This window comes from Streptomyces sp. yr375 (genome assembly GCF_900110755.1).
Classification (GTDB): Bacteria; Actinomycetota; Actinomycetes; order Streptomycetales; family Streptomycetaceae; genus Streptomyces.
Genome location: NZ_FOFF01000031.1, coordinates 64,954 through 83,860, shown reverse-complemented (window position 1 = coordinate 83,860; position 18,907 = coordinate 64,954). Strand labels below are relative to the sequence as shown.

Below are 18,907 nucleotides of genomic sequence, written 5' to 3'. Positions count from 1 at the left end.
CCACGGGGAAGGCGTCCAATAAATACCTTCTTCACCGGGCAGAACTGTCGTTTATGGCAGGCGTTCTGACTGGTCCGCTTGATTCGGTTCAGGCGCGGACGACGGTCTTGCTGTGCATGAGGAACTCGCCCAGGTAGCCGTCGTGCGGCAGACCGGGGCGGTGCCAGTGCGTGGCGTGGCTTCCCACGTGCAGGTTGCTGATCGTGGGCTCGTCGATCAGCGCCTGGACGAGGTCGTCGTCCTCGGTGACGACCGTCAGGACCAGCGTGTCGCGCAGTGGTTCGACGCCGTCCTCGCGGCTCCACGGCCCGACCCACACGCAGGGGAAGGGGACTTCGGCGGCCAGTTGCGGCGCGTGCGCGGAGTCCACCTGGTGGACGACCGGGCGCAGCACGGCGCTGCCGTCACCGAGTTCGTCGACGAAGCCGGTGCCGCCGAGCCAGGCGCGGGCGCCCTGGGCGCGGTCGAGCACGAACTTCTCCAGGGCCCGGGCCGCCTTGGTGTTCTGCACCGGCAGCACGGCCTTGTCGTCGTGCGGTGGCAGGCTGGGCAGGGCGGCCAGCCGTTCGGCGACGGCGCCGGCGAGCGGGGCGGGGTCGCCCTCGACGAGGACGGCGGTGGCGTTGACGCAGCCGCTGCCGGCGTGCCGGGCGACCGAGTCGACGATCATGTCGAGGTGGTCGCGCCAGTCGGTGTCGGCGGTCAGCAGGATCTTCGAGCGGCCGGGCTGGAGGGACAGCACCCCCGGGTCGTCCGCGTACCTGCGGATCACCTCGTCGCCGCCGTAGGCCAGGTCCGCGCCGCGCACGAGGGCGTCGGCCGCCTCGTGGCCGCAGGGCAGCAAGGCGACGTGGTCGGCGCCGAACCCGGCCTCGCGCAGGGCGAGGACCAGGCGGTGCGCGGTGAACGGCTCCCGGGCGGAGGGGCGGACGGCGACCCGGTAGCCGAGGGCGAGCGCCTCCGGCCAGAACCCGTGGGTGCCGGGGTGGTTGCCGGGGACGTGGACGGCGAGCACCTCGCCGCGCCGGGTCCACACGGCGTGGGAGGTGCGCACCAGCGGGTCGCGCCAGTCGGGTACGGCGCCTGCGGGCCGGGCCAGTTGGACGCTGCGGTAGGAGTGCGCGACCCGGTCGGCGCAGGTGCGGGTCGCGACCCGGACGACCTCGGCCGGCAGCCCGGAGACGCCGGTGACGGCCGCCTCGTACTCCCGCACCGGCAGCCCGCCCAGCGTGGCCGTGCGGAACAGCTCCGCGGCGCGGGCCAGGGCGCTCGCGCGCGCGGCGGCGGGCAGCGGGGTCGCGGCGTGCAGGGCCTTCATCGCCCGGTTCACGAAGAGCGCGGGCACCAGGCTCATCCGGGCCGTGACCGCACCCGTCACATCCGTGATGTCCTGACCGCTGTGGGCACGGTACGGGCCGGCCGGACCCAGCGCGTCCAGTTCGAGCACCTCGGCGGCCCGCATCTCGGCGGTCTGCACCTCGTCGGTCTGCTGTTCGGCGGACATCAGTAGACCCCCTCGATGACGGCCTCGTCGTCGAAGCGGGCGACCGGGGCGATGTCGGCGGCCGAGTCTCCGACGCGGCCCTCGGGCGCGGGCACCCGGATCGCGGTGTCCCGCTCGAGGTTGTTGGGCAGCAGCAGCGCCTTGCTGACGTGATGCATCACGACCTGGCCGCGCTCCCCGTAAGCCACGGCGTCACGGGTCGCGGGGTCCACGACCTGGAAGGTGATGTACGGCGAGAAGGTGTCGAAGACGCACGCCTCGCCCGGTGCGGTGCCGTGGCGCTGACCGGCGATGCCGAGGATCATCGTGCTGCCGTAGTGACCGTAGAGGGTGGTGCCGGGAAAGATCTCGGTGCGGTAGAGGGCCTCCGTGTCGGGGTCCAGCCGGGTGCCGCCCCAACGGATGGCCCGCACCTTGCGGTTGACGAGCTCGACGAGTTCCTCGCGCTGGGCGATGCGCTCCAGCAGCGGCGGGGTCACCGTCATCACACCGATGTCCTGGGTGCGCAGGATGAACGCGGCCTGGTCGATGACGTGTTCGGCGTAGGCGTCCGCCTGGCCGCCCTTGCCCTCGGCGATCAGGCGCTTGACCCACCGCGGGTCCAGGTCGACCTGGAATCCGTACCGGCCGTGGGTCCGGGCCGAGCGACGGAATATCTCACCGACGATGTGCGGGCCGGAGGGGGTGATTCCCAGCCAGTCGACGTCGCGCGGGAAGCCGTGCGCGTCGAGGTTGGCGTTGCTCCAGCCGACCAGCTTCGCCAGCCAGTCGGCCGGGCAGACGACCCGCTTGGGCGCGCCGGTGGTACCGCCGCTCTCGAACACGCCGACGATGTCGGGGTGTTCGCCGTAGCCGCGCGGTACGAGGTCCGCGGCGGGCACGTCGCGCAGTTCGTTGGCGACGTTCGGGAAGAGGCCCAGGTCGGCGAAGCCCTTGACGTCGGAGACGGGGTCGAAGTCGAGCGTTTCGGCCCGTTTCAGCCAGAAGGCGGAACCGGTCCGCGGGCTGAAGTGCCATTCCATCGCGGCCCGGACGAGTTCGTCGGGGTCCGGAGCCTCGTGGTGGGGCAGGTCCAGGATCGACAGCTCGGTAGGCGCCACTCGTCCTCCAATGTCAACAGCCGGCATGACGTGGCCGGCCGACCGATGTCCCCATCCGATCACCGGGCAGTCGCCCGTACTTGAGTAACGACTACTCAATTGCCCTTTCACTCAGGCGTTTTGAATGAGTGACACCTGTCGCCCGGCCGCCGTCGGCTCATACACTCACGCCATGAGAACCACTGACACCATGAAGGCGATGATCGCGTGGTGGGACCTCACCGAGTCGCGGCAGACGCCCGGAACACTCCGTGAATTCATTCGCGAGGAAGAGCAGAAATGGGCGGACGTTCCCGGCCTCCTCCTGAAGATCTGGCTCTCCGACCCGTCGACCGGACGCTGGGGCGCGGTGCTGCTGTGGGAGTCCGAGGAAGCGGCGAAATCGGCGGTGCTGCCCCGCAGCCCGGCCGAACTCATCGGCCATCCGCTCGACTTCCGGGCCTGGTTCGACGTGGAGGCGACCGTCGAGGGGCCGCATTCCCTGGCGCTGGAATCCGGCCCCGGAACAGAGACATACGGAACCGAGATATAACGAAACGGCGCCCCGGGGAAAACCCGGGGCGCCGTGAAATGCGATACGCGATAGGCGATAGGCGATAGGCGGTACGCCGTGTTTCAGCGGGGCGTGTTCCAGCCCGCCGGCTCGATATTACGGTTGAACCGGAACAGGTTCGCCGGGTCGATCTCGGCTTTCAGCGCGGACAGTCGGCGGTGGTCGGCCGGTTCCCAGAAGTCCTGGGCGGGCGCCTTCGGAGCGCCGTTCGCGCAGCCGCCGTACACCAGGTTCTGGAACCGGCCGCCGACGGACTCGGCGGCGAGCGCGCCGAGCACCTTGTCCCGGACGCCCGCCGCCGCGTCCGGCTCCGCGCCCATCAGGGGCGTCAGCACGCGCAGCAGGTAGCGGGCCGCGCGGTGGCCGACCGCGTTCGGTACGGCGGCCGGTCGGCCGAGGGCTCCGCCCAGGTGGCGTACGTCGACCACGCACGGCAGGCCGGTACCGGCGCCCGCCAGCCGCGTGACCTCGGCGGCCTGTTCCGGGCCGAAGGCGCGCAGCAGGATGTTGTCGCCCTGGTAGGCGTGCGGCATCGGCGGATCGTTGTAGATCGCGCCGCACTCGGTGTACGGCATCTCCGCGACCGTGTCGGACAGCCGGGGCCCGAGCGCGCGCAGCGGGGCGACCAGCCGCTCGCCCGTTCTGCCGTCCCCGGTGTACGCGATGCGCACGTGCGCCGTGAACCGGCCGCGCACGGTGGCGGGGAACAGCGGCAGATCGGGGTGGTCGAGCAGGGACACCGAGGACGTCAGCTCGTCGGGGAGCGTCTCGGTCCAGCGCAGGTAGTCGGCGAGCAGATCCGGGGTGCGGGCGAGATCGAAGACCAGCTCGCCGCCGTACAGCCGGCTGACCGGCACGAGGTCGATGTCCATGCCGGTGACCACGCCGAAGTTCGCGCCTGCCCCGCGCAGGGCCCAGAACAGTTCGGGTTCGCTCCGCGCGGTGACGTGGCGCGGCCGGGCGTCGGCGGTGACGATGTCGATCGAGCCGACCCGGTCGGCCGCGTAGCCGAACTCCCTTGCCAGCAGGCCCAGTCCACCGCCCAGGACGTAGCCGACCGCGCCTGCTCCGGGGGCGGAGCCGTTCAGCGGGGCCAGACCGTGGCGGGCCGCGGCCTCGACGACGGCGGCGAACCGGGTGCCGGCGCCGATCCGCGCCGTACGGGCCGGGGCGTCGACGGTGACACCCGACAGCCCGGCGGTGTCGATGAGCAGGCCCCCGTCGGTGGGCACCGAGAGGCCGTGCCCGGTCGCCTGGACGGCCACCGGCAGATCGCGGGCGGCGGCGTACGCCACGGCCGCCACCACGTCCTCGGGGTCGGCCGCGCGGACCAGTACGGAGGGCCGGTGACGGTAGGCCGTCTGGAAGCCCGCGCACCGGGCGGCGAAACCGTCGTCGCCCGGCAGCAGTGTCCGGCCGCGCACCCGCTCGCGCAGCGCGGCGACGTCGGCGTCGTCGTTGGCGGCGGCGGTGTTCGTCCGTTGCGTTCCCTTGTGTTCGCTCACGGGACGAGGGCCGCCAGTTCCCCGGAGACGACCTGCCCGCGCAGCGTCGTGCGGTCCACCTTGCCGTTGGGGTTCAGCGGCAGGGTGTCCAGCAGGTGGTAGGTCATCGGGATCATGTGCGGGGGCAGTGTCCGGCGCAGTTCGGCGTCCACCTCGCAGATGTCGAGGTCGTCGCCCGCGAGGATGCCGGCGAGCACCGTCACGCCCTCCTCCGCGCCGGGGACGGCGACGACGACGGCCTGGTCGACGCCCTTCTGCCGGAGCAGGTGGGCCTCCACCTCGCCGGTCTCGATGCGGTGGCCCAGCACCTTGACCTGGGTGTCCAGCCGGCCCAGGTAGCCGTACTCGCCGCCCGCCGTGCGCCGGACGAGGTCGCCGGTGCGGTACCAGCGGCGGGTGCGGCCGTCCTCGGACCGCGTGAGGTGGAAGGCGCTCTCGGTCTGCTCGGGCGCGTTCAGATACCCCTCGAAGACCTGCGGCCCGCAGAGGCAGAGCTCGCCGGGCTCTCCGTCGGGGACCGGGCGGCCGTCCTCGGCCAGCGCCGCCGCGGCCATGCCCGGGTAGGGGGAGCCGATCGACACGGTCCCGTTGACGACGGCGTCCGGCGAGGTCCGCGGGTCCCAGCGGTGCACCAGGCAGGTGATGGTCGCCTCGGTCGGCCCGTACAGGTTCTCCAGGATGGACCCGGGTGCGGCCGCCAGCCACGCCCGGGCGGTGTCCTCGGGCAGCGCCTCGCCGCAGAACAGGCTCCAGCGCAGCGACGTCAGGCTGCCCGGTGCCAGCACCCCGCGGCGGTGCTGGAGGACGGCCACCGAGGGCACCGCGAACCAGACGGTGATGGCGTTGTCGCGCACGAAGTCCAGCGGTGTCATCAGGTCGAAGGCGTCCATCGGGAACAGGCATCCGCCGCTTCCCCAGGCCATGAACAGGTCGAAGACGGACGGGTCGAAGGTCTGGTCGAAGGTGTTGGTGAACCGGTCGTCCTCGGTGAAGTCGTACCGCTGGACGTTGGTGGACAGGAACGCGGTCAGGTTGGCGTGCGAGATCGGCACGCCCTTGGGGCGGCCGGTGGAGCCGGAGGTGAACAGCAGGTAGGCGTGGCCTCGCGGGTCGCCGGGCACGGGCTCGGCGAGGGACACGCCGTCCTCGACATCGCGGCGGGTGAGGACCCGTATCCCCGGCGGGAGGTTCGCGGGCGCTTCGTCGCTCTCCGGCAGTATGGCGACGGGGGCGTCGGCCAAACCGTCGAGCAGCGGCCCGAGTTGGGCGAGGGAGCCCGGGTCGGCCAGGACGACGTCCACCTCGGCGCGCTCCATGATGTCCTGGTTGCGGGCCACGGGGTACTTCTTGTTCAGCGGCACCGCGGTCGCCCCCGCGTACAGGACGGCGAGGAAGCCCGCGTAGGTGACGAGGCTCTGGTGGCCGAGGATGCCCACGCGCTTCGGCGGCTTCTCCAGGCCGGTGAGCGCGGCGGCCCAGAGCCGGGCGACGGCGTCCAGTTCCCGGTACGTCCAGGTCCGCCCGCGCAGGGACAGCGCGGGTTTCTCCGGAACGCGCCGGACCGAGGCCCGGAATCCGGAGTGGAGGAAGAGGGGCGCTGCTGCCTTCATGGTGGTCACGTTCCGTTTCGACGGTTGGGCGGGGTCGACGGGTTCGGCGGGTTCGACGTGGGGGGTAGCTCGGCGGCGGGCTACGGCTGGAGGCGGCCGACGTGCCAGCCCTCCCCCTCGCCGTCGCCCGCGCCGTCGCGGTCGTAGCGCAGTCGTTCGTGCAGCCGGTCCGCGCCGTCGGCCCAGAACTCAACGCCGTGGAACCGGAGTTCGTAGGCGGCGAAGCCCTCGGGGCGGGGCAGCGGCGCGCCGCTCTCCCCCAGTTCCAGGGCCCGTCGGCGCAGCGCCTCCACGGCGTCCGGTCCGGTCACCGGCTCGCTCTGCCGCGACACGCTCGACATCGCGTGGGTGAACACCGGGCGCTCCCGCCACAGGGCGTCGGCCGCCGCGACGGACAGTCGTACGACCGGCCCGTCGACGACGATCTGCCGGCTGGTCTCGCGCCAGTACAGGACGCCCGACGCCCAGGGGTTGACGGCCAGTTCACGCCCTTTCCGGCTGCCCGCGTGGGTGATGAAGACCAGCCCGGTGTCGGTCACCTGGTTGATCACCACGGTCCGGGTCGAGGGCCTCCCGGCCGCGTCGGCGGTGGCCAGGGCCAGCGCCCGGGGCTCACGGACCCCGTCGCGCACCGCGCCGTCGAGCCACGCGCGCAGCAGGCCCACCGGCTCGGCGGGCGGCTCGGCGTACTCGGGGAAGGCGACCTCGATGGTCCCGGTCATGCTTTCCGACCTGGCGTTGCTCATACGTCTCTCCGGTTGGCGGTTCTGCGGGGCATGTGCGGCATGTGCCGATACAGGCTGGAGTGGATGGTTACGTCACAGGCGTAGCGTTCCTTCGATCGTGACGACGCCGTCGCCGCCGACCTCGACGCCGGTGACCAGCTCTCCCGTGCCCTCGGCGAGCGCGTGCATGGGTGAGGGCCGGCCCATCTCTACGCCCTGTGTGATCACGATGCCCTGCCCGTACTCGATCAGGCCGTGCCGGGCCAGGTGGATCGCTATCGGACCGGCGGCGGAGCCGGTGGCCGCGTCCTCCACGACGCCGTAGGCGGGCGAGAACATGCGGCTGCGCCAGTTCGTGCCGGAGCCGGCGAAGCAGTTGGCGGCCAGGTCCTCGAACGTGCTCAGCGCGCGGTGGTCCGGGGTGAGCGCGGACAGCTCCGCCACGCTGCCGAGGCCGACCAGGACGTGGCGGGGCCCGTTGTGGTAGACGTCCACCGGCAGGGCGGGGTCGCGGACGCCGAGCGCGGCCAGCAGTTCCGCGCGCCGCTCGAAGGGCTGCCAGGTCGGCACGGGCTGGCGCATCCACGCGGCGGTCACCACGCCGCCGGTGCGGACCAGTTCGAAGGGGATGAGCCCCATCGCCGTCTCCAGCTTGAGCTGGTCGGCCGGTCCCCGGTTGCCGAGGGCGATGGCGGTGCCGAGCAACGGGTGCCCGGCGAAAGGGAGTTCGTTGACCGGGGTGAAGATCCGGACGCGTGCGTCGCCGCCTTCCTCGGGCCGCAGCACGAAGGTGGTCTCGGAGAGGTTCATCTCCCGTGCCACGCGCTGCATCTGAGGACCCGTCAGGTCGTCGGCGTCGAAGTACACGGCCACCGGGTTGCCCTTGAGCGGCTCCGTCGCGAAGGCGTCGACGACCACATAGGGGTACGCGGAGATCTCTCGCTGTCGTGTCGTCATGAGGTGATCACGTCCTGAAGGGCGGCGGCCAGGATGCGCGGGCCGTGCTGGGTGAGTACGGACTCGGCGTGGAACTGAAGGCTCATGAAGTGCGGGCCGCGCAGCCCGTACACCTCCCCCGTCACCGGGTCCCGGCTGATCTCCACCACGCCGACGCCGTCGACATCGCGTTTGTCGTCGTCGCTGGCGGCGGCGAAGGCGTTGTAGAAGCCCACCTTCTCGCGGGCGCCGAAGTAGTTGATCTCGCGTTGGAGGCCCTGGTTGGGGGCGGGCAGCCGGGACACCTCGAAACCGAGGGCCAGGCTGAGCACCTGGTGGCTGAGGCAGACGGCGACGAAGGGGCGGCGCTCGGCCAGCAGGGTGCGTACGGCCGTGTGGAGGTGGCCGATCCGGGGATGGGCCGTGTCGGCGGGGTCGCCGGGGCCCGGCCCCATCACGACGAGGTCGTGGTCGGCGAAGGCGTACTCCTCGTCGAAGCGGCGCACGGTGACGTGCAGGCCCATGGCGCGCAGTTGGCCGGCGATCATGGAGGTGAAGGTGTCCTCGGCGTCGACGACTAGGACGCGGCTCCCGGCGAGCGCGGAGTGCGGCGCCGGTCGGTCGGCGGCCCCGCTCAGCCAGAACCCGGCGATGGAGTCGTTGCGCCGCTCCAGCGCGGCGCGGACCTCGGGGTGGTCGGCGAAGCTCCCGACGCCGCCGGACTCCAGCGCGCTGACCAGGGCGGCTGCCTTGGCCCGGGTCTCGGCGGCCTCGCGGGCCGGGTCGGAGTGGCGTACGAGTGTGGCGCCGACGCCGATCTCCACCCGGCCGGACGCGTCGATGTCCGCGGTGCGGATGAGGATCGCGGAGTCCATGGCCCGTCCGCCGTGCTCGTCGCGCCCCACGAGGGCCGCGACACCGCTGTAGTAGCCGCGCCCCTTCTCCTCGTAGGCGTCGATGACCCGGCAGGCGCTCTCCAGCGGGGAACCGGTGACCGTGGGCGCGAACATGGTCTCGCGCAGGATGTCCCGTACGTCGCGCCCGGTGCGGCCCTCGATGAAGTACTCGGTGTGCGCGAGCCGGGCCATCTCCTTGAGGTAGGGGCCCTTGACCTGCCCGCCCGACTCGCAGATCCGGGCCATCATCTTGAGTTCCTCGTCGACGACCATGTACAGCTCGTCGGCCTCCTTGCGGTCGGCCAGGAAGTCCATGACGTCCGGCAGGGTGGGGCCGCCCGGCGGGTAGCGGTAGGTGCCGCTGATCGGGTTCATCACGGCGGTGCCGGCGTCGAGGCTGACGTGCCGTTCGGGCGAGGCGCCGACGAGGGTGCGCTCCCCCGCGTGGATCAGGAACGTCCAGTACGCGCCGACCTCCCGCCGCACGAGCCGGGAGAAGAACGACAGCGCGCTGGCCGGCCGGTAGTCGGTGATGGTGGCGACGAAGGACCGCTTGATGACGAAGTTCGCCCCCTCGCCCGCGCCGATCACGTCGTCGACGACCTTGCGGACGATGCCCTGGTAGCTCTCGTCGTCGATGTCGAAGTGCGCGTCGGCCAGCGCGGACGGCACCTGCGGGATGCGCCCCAGCGCCTCGGCCAGCGGAATGCGCGCCTGGTCGGTCACGCTCAGCGCGAGCAGCGGCGCGCCGTCGTCCGCCGCCACGAAGCCGCGTTCGGCGATCTGCCTGTACGGGACGACGGCGAGGACCTCGTGATGGGCGCCGCCGGGTTCGGCCGGTGCGTCGGGCAGGGTGATGCCGGCGAGCGTCGCGGGCGTCGAGACGTCGCCGACCAGCACGTCGAGGACACCGTCCGCGCCCGCCTCCGGCCGGTACAGCAGGGCGAAGTCCCCGGCGCGGCCGGACAGTACGCGGTCGAGCAGGTCGCCGTTCGCCCCGGTCATACGAGGACCTCCTCGGCGGTGACGACCATCGCGCAGCGTCCGGCGGCGTAGTCGAGGGCGAGCCGGTGGTGGCTCTCGTCGAAGTCGGCGACGGCGTCGGCGACCAGGAAGGTCTGGATGTCGTGGGTGAACGCCTCGACGGCGGTCATGAGGACGCCGACATGGGCGTACACGCCACAGATGATCAGTTGGTCGCGGCCGGCCTTGCGCATGAGCTCCAGCAGGGGGGAGTTGTGGAAGGCGCTGTAGCGCCACTTGGTGAGCTGCCAGTCGTCGGCGCGGGGCGCGAGCGCGTCGACGACGCCGCGGTCCGCGAGGTCCCTGCGCATGCCGGGCCCCCAGAAGTCCGCCAGCAGACCGCGCTCCTGCTCGGTCATGCTGCCGGGCTGGGCGGTGTAGGCCACGGGGACGCCGAGGGCGGCGCACCGGTCGCGCACGGACGCCGCGTTGGCCACCAGCGGTTCGCGGACGCCGTCCGGGAAGGGGGCCAGGAAGAAGCGCTGCATGTCGTGCAGGAGCAGCACGGCGCGGTCCGGATCGGGCGTCCACCGGGCGGTGTTGGCGGGCAGGTCGCCCGCGACCGGAAGCGCGTAGGGCTCGATGGGGGGAATGCCGACCATTTCTTCCTTCCAGGGCCTGACTCGGAACGGGAGGGGGCGGGGCGGGTGCGGGACGAGTGCGGGAGGGGTGCGGGGGGGTGCGGGAGGGGTGCGGGACTGGTCCGGGATCGGAGCGGGAGAGGTGCGGGACGAGGGTCAGGGATCGGAGCCGGAGAGGTGCGGGACGGGTCCGGGGTCAGACGTTCCAGGTGGCCACGACGGAGAGGGCCTGCCGTGGGTTGAGCCGGGGGTCGCAGAACGTCGTGTACTTGTCGCCGACATGGCCGAGGTCCGCCTCGCACGAGACGCACTCGGTGACGTCGCTGGGGGTGGTCTCCAGGTGCAGTCCGCCGCACACGCCGCCGGCGCCGTTGACGGCCTCCTGGAAGCGCCGCACCTCGTTCGAGACCGTCGCGACGTGGCGGGTCTTGCTGCCGTCGGGCGCGGTGAAGGTGTTGCCGTGCATGGGATCGGTCAGCCAGACGACCGGGTGTCCCGCCTTGCGCACCGCCTCGACCAGCGGCGGAAGCCGCTCCGCGATCCGGTCGGCGCCCATCCGGGCGATGAGCGTCAGCCGTCCGGGCACGCGGTCGGGGTCGAGGCGCTCGCACAGCGCCACCAGCTCGCCGGGCTCCATCGAGGGGCCCACCTTGCAGCCCACCGGGTTGCTCACCCCGGCGAGCAACGCCACGTGCGCGCCGTCGAGTTGGCGCGTGCGTTCACCGATCCAGGGCCAGTGCGTGGAGCCGAGGAACAGACTGCCGTCGTCGTCCGTGCGCAGCATGGGGATCTCGTAGTCGAGCAGCAGTGCCTCGTGGCTGCTCCAGACCGGCGGGCCGAGGGGGTCGCGCAGCGGCGCGTCCCCGTGCCAGCCGAGGTGCCTCATCATCTCGCTCGCCGCCATGTAACAGGTGAGGATGCGCAGCGGATCCGGGCGTCTGACCTCGGGGTCGGGCTCGGGTCCGTTGACCATGTGGCCCCGGAACGTGGGCAGTCGGACGTCGCCCACCAACTCGGTCGCGCTGGAACGGGGCTTGGCGAACTGGCCCGCGATGCGGCCGGCCCGGACGACGGGCCGGCCCGCGTTCATACGCAGGGTGCCGGCGAGCAGGTCCAGGAGCGCGGCCTTGCGGGAGACGTCCGCGGGCGAGCACTCGTCGGGGTCCTCGGCGCAGTCGCCGGCCTGGACCACCACGGCCTCGCCTGCGACGACCCGGGCGAGCGCGTCGCGCAGCACGCCCACGTCGTGGGCCCGCACCAGCGCGGGGCCGGCGGCCAGGGTGTCGGCCACCCGCTCGACCTGCTGCGGGTCGGGCCAGTCGGGCTGCTGCAGTGCCTTGCGGGTGCGGATGTCGCGCAGGACTTCGTCCACGAGGTCCTCCTATGCGGCGGGATGAGCGGCCGGTCAGGTGGGTATGCCGGCGCGCTTGATCTCGGGGACGGGGATGCCCAGGGCGCGCAGTTGCTCGAACGGGTTCATGAACTCCCGCTGAAGCTTGATCCGGCCGTTCTCCAGCTCGAACGAGTGCAGGAAGTGGTTCTCGTAGTAGCCCTCGGGGTAGTCCGCGAAGAGGATCTTGCCGCGGCCGTCGCACTCCACCCAGAAGCGGTTGGGGTCCTGGGTCTCGAAGATCTGGACGTTGTACCACTCCCAGTCCGGGAAGGTCTTCAGCGACCACACCGCGTGCTCACCGAGCCGGTCGCGGCCGTTGATGCTGATCGGGGCGCCGGTGTCGGTGGTCCACAGACCGCCGACGCCGTCCTCGGTGAAGAGCAGATGCCGCTTCAGGCGGGCCTCGCCCAGGGCGGCCATGTACGTCTCGACGGTGGCCCGGTTCCTGCCGCGCAGTTCGGCTTCGTCGGCGAATTCGTTGCTCCGGGTCGATTCAGGCATGGCTGAACTCCAAGAGAAGGGAGGGGAAGGAAAGGGAGGGGAGCAGAGAAGAAGGGAAAGGCGCCTGGGGGCAACCGACCGGTGTGGGGGCGACACCGTCGGGCACGCTGGGCGGCCTCCACAGATCTTGCCGGTCGCGGGGAGCCCGTACAAGAAACAACAACTCAACTCGACGTCAGACTCGTTGCAGGTTCCGCAGGCGCAGTCCAGCTTCGTCAGAGGAGTGTCAACTCCCGGGTAACTAGGTGCGGTTGGTCCAATCGGCCTGCCAGGATGGTCGAGCGCCTTCGGGACCGGCACCGATACCGGCACCGGGTCCGGGTCGGACGTGAGAACGCCCGGCCGGGGAGACCCCAGCCGGGCGTACAGAAGGAGAGAAGGGCCGGACAATGGCCAGAGATGAGCAGAAGACCGGTCAGGCACAACCCAGTTGGAAGCCCACGCCGCGCACCGTGCGGATCCAGTCGCTGTTGCCGAGCTTGCCGCGCAGGCTGCTGATGTGGGTGTCGATGGTGCGCCGGGACCAGACGTCACCCCACACGGCCTGCATGATCCTCTTGCGTGGCACGACCGCGTCGGGCTGTGCCGCCAGCAGGTAGAGCAGGTCGAACTCCTTGCGGGTGACCTCGACCGGGCGGCCGTTGAGGCTCACCTGACGAGCGGCCGCGTCGATGCACAGGGGGCCGTGGGTGATCAACGTCGGGGTCACAGTGGACGTCTGGACGCGACGCATGACGGCCTCGATCCGAGCCATCAACTCCCTGAAGCCGTAAGGCTTGACGAGGTAGTCGTCGGCGCCGGCCTGCAATCCCAGGACCCGGTCGAGTTCCGTGCCGCGCGCGGTGACGGCGATGATCGCCGTGTTTCCCTCGGAGCGGATCTGGCGGCACACCTCCAGTCCGTCCAGATCCGGCAGTTCGAGGTCCAACAGGACCAGATCGGCGCCCTCGTACACGTTGAGGGCCGCGAGTCCGGCGTCCACCCGTTCCACATCGTGGCCGTGCCGCTGCAGGCCCTTCACGAGAAACTCCGCGTCCTCGTCGCCGTTCTCCACCACGAGCACCCGCCAGACGGCCGGCGCTCGATACCCCTGCTGTCTGCGTGAGGTCGGAAGTTCGTTCCCGGTCCAGCCTGCCCTCTGCACACCGGGGACTCCCGGCAAATGACGATTCATCGGGTCAGAACGGACGACCACAGTTTCCCCCTTTGAGATACCACCCAAGCCAACTGGCCACCAGCCGGGGCGGTGCGCACAGTAACAAACCTTCATAGCCGAACATCAAACGGATAGGAAAGGTTTAATTTTCAACACGTCGGCACCGTCCCACACTTCAGCACCCGACGACATCGGTCAATATTGAACCCGGGAGATTAAGCGGGCATAAAATCTCCTGGCGGGATCACAGGATCGTCGGCTCGCCGGATCGCGGGCCGTAGGCCACCCACACCCCACCCACGCCCCGCCCGCCAGGTGTTCCGGTTCCGGTCGCCGCCTCCCGTGATGACACGCGGCACGCAACCTCCCTTACGCACAACCCCCCTTCCACGCCGTCCAGTTGACATGTCGTCCAGTTGCGTAGCGGCGGGCGCCGCGCCCCCGAATCTGAGTAGTGGCCACTCAGGCGCAGCGCAGCGTCCGCGTGGTCGGCTTGGGTCGGCAACGCCCGCACAGGCCACGCCGAAATTCGCGTGAAGAGCGTCGGAAAGGATCCACGATGAAGTTCGATGACGTCTATCTGTCCGGTCTCGGCACCTTTGTGCCCGGCCTGGTGACGACGCAGCAGGCGGTGGAGTCCGGCTGGTACGGCGCGGACGTCCGCGAGGCCTCGGGGCTCGAGTCGGTCGCCGTCTCCGATTCGCTGTCGGCCCCGGAGATGGCCGTATTGGCGGCCAAAGAGGCAATTCAGCGCTCGGGGCACGCACCCGAGGATTTCGCCGCGCTCTTCCACAGCTCCGCATATCACCAGGGCCCCGACGGCTGGTCGCCGGCGCACTATGTCCTTACGAATACCCTGAACACACCGATCACGGCGCTGGAAATCAAGCAGGGCTGCCAGGGAATGCTTTCCGCCCTTGCCATTTCCGCACACCGGCTCGCCTGCGACCCACGCAAGTCGGCGGTCCTGCTCACCGCGGCGGACAATTACTCCGCCCCGCTGGTCGACCGCTGGACGACCTCGCGCCTGTCCATCCTGGGCGACGGCGCGGCGGCGGCGGTCGTCTCCCGCGAGGGCGGTGTCGCGAGGCTGCTGTCCGTCGCGTCGTGCTCCGCCCCCGAGATGGAGGCGCTGCACCGCGGCAGCGAGCCGATCTTCCCGCCGGCGGTGACCGTCGGCAGGGAGCTCGACTACGAGGCCCGCGTCAGGTTCTGGATGGAGGAGTGGGCCAAGGGCAACACTCCCCCGATGCAGCACCCGGGCGAGGTGCTGCGCAAGGCCCTCGACGAGGCGTGTGAGGACGCCGGCATCACCGCCGACGAGATCAAACGGGTCTGCCACCCGAGCGCCACGCTCGACGCGCTGCGCGATCAGTTCCTCGACCCGATCGACTTCACCCTCGACAGCGGGATCTGGGAGCACACCAGCAAGGTCGGCCACATCAGCGCCGCCGATGTCTTCATCGGCCTGGAGCACGTGTGGAGCACCCGGCAGGTCGGCCCCGGGGACAAGGTGATGCTCTTCACCGGCAGTCCGGGTTTCGAGGCCGGTGTCGCCATCGTGGAGATCGTCGCCGAACCCGCCGAGTGACCACCCCGCCGCCCCTGAAAGGACACACCAGATGCCCCGGACCGACCGTACCGAGACCAACGGAACCACCAACGGAACCGACAGCACTCGCGGAACGAAGCCCGCACCGGCAACGCCGGCTCCGCCCGTCACCGGCGAGGAACTGCGTTCGGTGCTCGCCGAGTTGATCGGCGTCAGCCCGGCCGAGATCGAGGACGACGCCAATCTCATCCGGCTGGGCCTCGGGTCCCTGGAGATGATGCGCCTGGTCACCAAGTGGCGCCGCGCAGGCCTGGGCGTGGACTTCGGAGAACTGACCAGCACCCCGACATTCGCCGCCTGGAACGACCGCATCACCCAGGAACTGACAGAGAAGACGGGCTGAACACCGTTCACAGCGGTCCACCGGCCGGGGGGGGCTGGTCACAACGTTCCACCGTCCCGGGGGCCCGGTCACAGCGGCCTACCCGTCCAGGCGAGGCTGGCCAGAGCAGCCCACCGTCCGGAGGCCCCGGCCGCCACAGCGGCCCACCAGTCCGGGGGTCGGCCAGAGCTGCCCACTGTCCGAAGGGCCCGGTCGCAACGGCCCACGGGCCCGGGGGCCCGGCCACACGGGTCCACCGGCCGGGGCGCCAGGGCATCCGCACCCGAACACGCGACACCCGCCCCGGACCCACCGGCCAGAGAGCCCGATAAGCGGCCCACCTTCCAAAGGGCCCGATCACAACGTTCCACCGTCCGGGGCCCGGCCACAGCGGCGCACCGTCCCGGGGGCCCAGCCGCAGCGCCACCGTCCCGGGGACCCAGTCGCAGCGGTCCACCCGGCCGGGGCGCCGGGGCATCCGCACCCGAGCACACGACACCCGCCCCGAACCCACCAGCCAGAGGGCCCGGTCGCAGCGGCCCACCTTCCAGAGGGTCTGGTCGCAGCGCTCCACCGGCCGGGGACCCAGTCGCAGCGGTCCACCGGCCGGGGCGGCGGGGCATCCGCACCCGAGCACACGACACCCGCCCCACTCCACTCCAACCCTCCCCGCTCCACCCCGGCCCACCCCGCTCTGGCGCGCCCTGGCCCGCCCCGGGCCACCCCGGTCCGCCCCGGCGCGCCCGCTCAGGCGATGCGCCCGACGCGGGCGGGCCCCAGGCCCAGCCGGGGAGCCAGCTCCGACCTGGTGGTGACGCCGAGCTTGCCGTAGGCGCGGTAGAGGTGGTTCTCCACGGTCCGTACGGACAGGACGAGCCGGTCGGCGATCTCCTGGTTGGACAGGTGTGAGACGGCGAGGGTCACGATCTCCCGCTCGCGGGCGGTGAGTCCGGTACGGGAACCACGGCCCCGTCGCTCGGCCGGCACGGCCCACTGAGGCGGCTCGGAGCCGCAGCGGGAGACGAGTGCGACGCCCGCGAGCTGCGCGGCCCGGGCCTTGCGCCGGTCGCCGGACGCCTGGTGCGCGTGCGCCGCCTGCGCGCAGGCCTCCGCCGCGAGTGGCAGCAGCCCCAGGGCGTCGTACCGCCGGGCGACCTCGTCCAGGGCGTCGCCGTCGTCCCGCGAGAGCGCCAGGACGTGCCGCGGCCGGACCGCGTCGGTCGTCGCGGGCGGACCACCGCAGGCGGCCGCCCAGACGGCCACGGCGCTGGTCGCCGCGCCTGCCCGAGCCGCCAGATGCATCGCGGCGAGCGCCTGTCCGTGCCGAGCGGCGGACAGGGCCCGCCCGGCGACCCGCAACGCCCGGCGTGCCGCGGCCTCGCGGTCGCCGAGGCAGGCCTCCACGAGCGCGGCTTCCAACTCCACCGCGTCCGCCATCAGCGGGTACCGGCACTCGTCCTGCTGCGCCGCCCGGGCCTCTTCCAGCAGGGAGACGGCTTCCAGTCCATCCCCCGACTCCGCGACGGCACCGGCCAGTTGGGCGATGCGCCAGGAGCGGGTGCTGAGCCAGTCGGTGGGTGCGCGGTAGGCGGCCGCCTGCCGCAGCAGCGGGACCGCCTCGGCCGTACGGCCCGCGCCGCGCAGGATGCGCGCCTCCAGGAGATCGGCGTACGTGCGGGCGCGGGCGTCGTCGTCCGCGGCCTGCTCGCGCAGGGCGGCCAGCACCTCCCCGGCCTCGGCCGGTCCCCTGGTGTACGCGGTGAGCCACCCGGTGACACAGAGGTGGTCGAGGCGGGTCGCCTCGTCCCGGCCGGGCAGGGCCGGGCGGGACGCGGACAGCACGGCAAGGGCTGCGTCGTCGTCGCCCGACACGTGGTGAAGCAGGGCGAGCAGGGGCTCGGCGTCCGGCGCCGCCTCGGCCAACTGCCGTGCGTGAACGATCCGGTCCTTGACCAACCGCACCAGGGCCCGCGCCCCGAGATCCGTCTCGGCGACCGCCTCCGCCTCCGCGAGCCGCCCCAGACCGAGGCTCATATTGAGAGCGCGCGGACGAAGCACGGCGGCGTCCTGCGCGGCCTGCGCGAAGTAGGCCTCCGCCTCCACATGACGGCGCTGTCCAACCAGCGCCTCACCAAGAAGCCGAACCACGACGACGTCGTCGGCTCCGGGGGCGGCTCCGGCAGCGGCTCCGGAGACGGCCCCGGTGACAGACCCGGCAGCGGTGCTGGAGACAGCCCCGGTGACGAACCCGGCAGCGGCACCGGCAGCAGCCCCGCAGACGGCACCGACAGCGGTCCCAGAAGCGACCCCGGAGGCGACCCCGGCAGCAGCCCCGGAGACGGGCCGGGCAGCGGCCCCGACGGTGGCCCCGGTGGTGGCCCCAGAGACGGCCCCGCCGGCGAGGGCTGCACGGCTCAGTCGTTCGGCGAGTGGGTAGTCCTCGGCGCGTAGCGCGCTCACGGCCGCCGCCCGTGACCGGGCGGGTTCCGGCAGCCGCCCCGCGCCGAGGCCGAGTACGGCGATGCGGGCCGCGTCGCCGGGGCGGTGGGCTCCCGCGTCCTCGACCGCGTCGGCGATCCGCTGCCGCAGCCGGCGGGCCGTCAGCTCCGGGAGGGTGGCCGCGACGACGGCCTCGCACAGGGGGTGGGCGAGTCGCAGGTCGAGCCGGAATCCCGCGCGTCGGGCGACGAGTACACCACGCCGGTTCAGCGACTCCGCCGCCTCGCCGAGTTCGTCGACGATCGGTAGCCCGGTCTGCAGCGAGCCGGCGAGCGCCAGCATGTTGACCAGCTCGCGTTCGCCCGGCCCGAGGTCGCCGAGCAGCAGCTCCACCAGATCGACCAGCCTGCTGTCGGGCACCCCGAGCAGACCGGGCCACTGCCACCTGCCCCGTACGGGTCGCAGGGTGCCCTCGGCGAGGGCCTGGTCCGCCAGTTCCCGCAGGGTCAGCGCATTGCCGCGGGTGAGTCTCCAGAAGCGCTCGGCGGTGTCGACGGCCACCGGCCCGCCGAGCCGCGCCGCGAGCATGCGCACGCTCCCCGACCTGTCGAGGGCGTCGACGCCGAGCCGTCGCACGCGCTTGCCGATGAGCAGCCGCCGCACCCCGCCCGGCAGGGCGCCGGGCGGGGCGGTGGCCAGCAGCAGCGCCTGGCCGCTGTCCGCCAGTCGGCACGCCAGGCCCAGGGTCACCGGGTCGGCCAGGTGCACGTCGTCGATCGCCACGGCGACCTGTCGACGCGCCGCCCGCGCCGGGGACGACAGCGGCTGGGACGGGAGCGCTGCGCGCAGGTGGTTCCCCGGCACGTCACCGCGCACCACCCGGGTGCCCGTACGCTCCGCCTGTTCCAGCGCGGCGTTCAGGAGCGTGCTCTTTCCCGTCCCGTGCTCGCCGACCAGGAGAGCGCCGACCCCCGCAGCCGTCCATTGTTTGATCTCCGCGAGTTCCGACTCCCTCGCGGTAACGGGCCACACACCTTCGACCACTGTCTCT

The 18,907-nt window shown here is 72.0% G+C and carries 15 protein-coding genes; 3 read left to right on the top strand and 12 right to left on the bottom strand.

All coding sequences use genetic code 11. From position 1 onward, the window contains the following. Positions 1–88: 88 nt before the first annotated feature. Together BMZ82_RS26410 and BMZ82_RS26405 are read right to left on the bottom strand one after the other, a co-directional pair. Positions 89–1,504 (bottom strand): aldehyde dehydrogenase family protein, encoded by a 1,416-nt coding sequence (locus BMZ82_RS26410; protein WP_256252121.1) that lies wholly within the window; start codon positions 1,502–1,504, stop codon positions 89–91. Next, positions 1,504–2,631: a phenylacetate--CoA ligase family protein gene (locus BMZ82_RS26405; protein ID WP_093779909.1), complete on the bottom strand. Its 1,128-nt coding sequence runs from the start codon at positions 2,629–2,631 to the stop codon at positions 1,504–1,506. The genes BMZ82_RS26410 and BMZ82_RS26405 overlap by 1 nt, the downstream gene beginning before the upstream one ends. Positions 2,632–2,776: 145 nt before the next feature. Here BMZ82_RS26405 and BMZ82_RS26400 point away from each other — a divergent pair, with 145 nt between their 5' ends. Then, on the top strand, positions 2,777–3,136 hold the full coding sequence (locus tag BMZ82_RS26400) for a YdhR family protein (protein ID WP_256252120.1): 360 nt from the start codon (positions 2,777–2,779) through the stop codon (positions 3,134–3,136). An 83-nt stretch (positions 3,137–3,219) separates the two neighbouring features. Here the strand turns inward: BMZ82_RS26400 and BMZ82_RS26395 are convergent, their stop codons facing one another. From BMZ82_RS26395 to BMZ82_RS26355, 9 genes are all read right to left on the bottom strand, one after another. After that, positions 3,220–4,662, bottom strand: coding sequence for an FAD-binding oxidoreductase (locus BMZ82_RS26395; protein ID WP_256252119.1), 1,443 nt, complete (start codon positions 4,660–4,662; stop codon positions 3,220–3,222). Then, positions 4,659–6,272 (bottom strand): amino acid adenylation domain-containing protein, encoded by a 1,614-nt coding sequence (locus BMZ82_RS26390; RefSeq protein ID WP_093779888.1) that lies wholly within the window; start codon positions 6,270–6,272, stop codon positions 4,659–4,661. Before BMZ82_RS26390 ends, BMZ82_RS26395 begins: the two co-directional genes overlap by 4 nt. 80 nt (positions 6,273–6,352) lie before the next feature. Then, positions 6,353–6,994 (bottom strand): phenazine biosynthesis FMN-dependent oxidase PhzG, encoded by a 642-nt coding sequence (gene phzG / locus BMZ82_RS26385; RefSeq protein WP_305729218.1) that lies wholly within the window; start codon positions 6,992–6,994, stop codon positions 6,353–6,355. Positions 6,995–7,090: 96 nt separating this feature from the next. Beyond that, positions 7,091–7,954, bottom strand: coding sequence for a PhzF family phenazine biosynthesis protein (locus BMZ82_RS26380; protein ID WP_093779886.1), 864 nt, complete (start codon positions 7,952–7,954; stop codon positions 7,091–7,093). Next, positions 7,951–9,834, bottom strand: coding sequence for an anthranilate synthase family protein (locus BMZ82_RS26375; RefSeq protein ID WP_093779885.1), 1,884 nt, complete (start codon positions 9,832–9,834; stop codon positions 7,951–7,953). Before BMZ82_RS26375 ends, BMZ82_RS26380 begins: the two co-directional genes overlap by 4 nt. Then, on the bottom strand, positions 9,831–10,454 hold the full coding sequence (locus tag BMZ82_RS26370; RefSeq protein WP_093779884.1) for an isochorismatase family protein: 624 nt from the start codon (positions 10,452–10,454) through the stop codon (positions 9,831–9,833). Before BMZ82_RS26370 ends, BMZ82_RS26375 begins: the two co-directional genes overlap by 4 nt. Before the next feature lie 175 nt (positions 10,455–10,629). Then, positions 10,630–11,805 (bottom strand): 3-deoxy-7-phosphoheptulonate synthase, encoded by a 1,176-nt coding sequence (locus tag BMZ82_RS26365; protein ID WP_093779883.1) that lies wholly within the window; start codon positions 11,803–11,805, stop codon positions 10,630–10,632. A 33-nt stretch (positions 11,806–11,838) separates the two neighbouring features. After that, positions 11,839–12,327, bottom strand: coding sequence for a PhzA/PhzB family protein (locus BMZ82_RS26360; RefSeq protein WP_093779882.1), 489 nt, complete (start codon positions 12,325–12,327; stop codon positions 11,839–11,841). A gap of 415 nt (positions 12,328–12,742) precedes the next feature. Continuing rightward, positions 12,743–13,390: a response regulator transcription factor gene (locus BMZ82_RS26355; protein WP_371271305.1), complete on the bottom strand. Its 648-nt coding sequence runs from the start codon at positions 13,388–13,390 to the stop codon at positions 12,743–12,745. 652 nt (positions 13,391–14,042) lie between these two features. Here BMZ82_RS26355 and BMZ82_RS26350 point away from each other — a divergent pair. Continuing rightward, positions 14,043–15,074: a ketoacyl-ACP synthase III family protein gene (locus tag BMZ82_RS26350; protein ID WP_093779880.1), complete on the top strand. Its 1,032-nt coding sequence runs from the start codon at positions 14,043–14,045 to the stop codon at positions 15,072–15,074. Positions 15,075–15,105: 31 nt separating this feature from the next. Further along, the gene (locus BMZ82_RS26345) at positions 15,106–15,438 is read left to right on the top strand and encodes a phosphopantetheine-binding protein (RefSeq protein ID WP_093779879.1); all 333 of its coding nucleotides are present in this window, start codon (positions 15,106–15,108) and stop codon (positions 15,436–15,438) included. 726 nt (positions 15,439–16,164) lie between these two features. On the opposite strand, the gene BMZ82_RS26340 is transcribed toward BMZ82_RS26345, so the two are convergent. Beyond that, complete coding sequence (locus BMZ82_RS26340) at positions 16,165–18,900, bottom strand: helix-turn-helix transcriptional regulator (RefSeq protein ID WP_093779878.1); 2,736 nt, start codon at positions 18,898–18,900, stop codon at positions 16,165–16,167. Positions 18,901–18,907: the final 7 nt, after the last annotated feature.